Annotated in this window: 1 protein-coding gene; it reads left to right on the top strand. The window is 33.1% G+C overall.

The window, feature by feature from the left end; translation table 11 throughout:
• Positions 1-21: 21 nt before the first annotated feature.
• Complete coding sequence (locus P0092_RS20155; protein ID WP_004621335.1) at positions 22-816, top strand: polyketide synthase dehydratase domain-containing protein; 795 nt, start codon at positions 22-24, stop codon at positions 814-816.
• Positions 817-818 lie beyond the last annotated feature (2 nt).

Raw genomic sequence — 818 nt, 5'->3', positions numbered from 1 at the left:
TTATACTTTGGGGGAAAAGAAATGAATGATTCACACAAAATATATGAAACCTTCTTATCAATAAACCAAAATTTTATCAGTGACCATAAAGTTATGTCCAGATGTGTTGTACCGGCAGCAGTATATTTTGCATTGGTTATGCTGCCGTTAACACAAGACAAAAAGCTCCAAGGTATTGAATTTTCAGATATAAATATAACAAACGCAATGGTTGTTGAAGAGGATGTGCCCACAAAAGCAGCGGTTCATCTGGAGTATGATAATTCTATGTTCAGATTTAAGGTAATGAGTAGTGTACAGGATAAGAACATTATACATGCATTAGGTAAAGTAAGTGAGTCCCCTATTTTGCGGGGGGATTCCTTGATGCTTAATGAAATTAGAACAAGATGCCAAGGCATAATCAATAAAAATGAATTTTATAAAAGATATGAGGATAGCGGCATACTATATGGGAAGTATTACAAAACAGTTGAGGAAGTTTATACAAATAAATTTGAATTTTTATCAACTATAAAAAACAGCAATATAAATTCAGAAAACCAGTCTTTTACAATTAACCCTTCAATAATAGATGGGGTAATACAATCAATAGGAGCCATTTATCGTGGAAGCCCCAAAAATATTTATTTGCCAAGTTTTATAAGAAGGGTTCGTGTTTATAAACAACCGGAGGATATAAGTTACTGCTATGGTGTTGCATACTGTGATAGCTCAAAAAATCCGGAGCAGTTGGTATATGACATATTGGTCTGTAATAAAGATGGCTCTTTAGTAATGGACTTTTCGCATTTTGTACTGAAAAGATTTGTTTAAGT

Origin of the sequence: Ruminiclostridium papyrosolvens DSM 2782 (assembly GCF_029318685.1) — a bacterium.
Lineage (GTDB): Bacteria > Bacillota > Clostridia > Acetivibrionales > DSM-1351 > Ruminiclostridium > Ruminiclostridium papyrosolvens.
The sequence above is the reverse complement of the archived record's forward strand: the minus strand, read 5'-3'. Positions and strand labels throughout refer to the sequence as shown.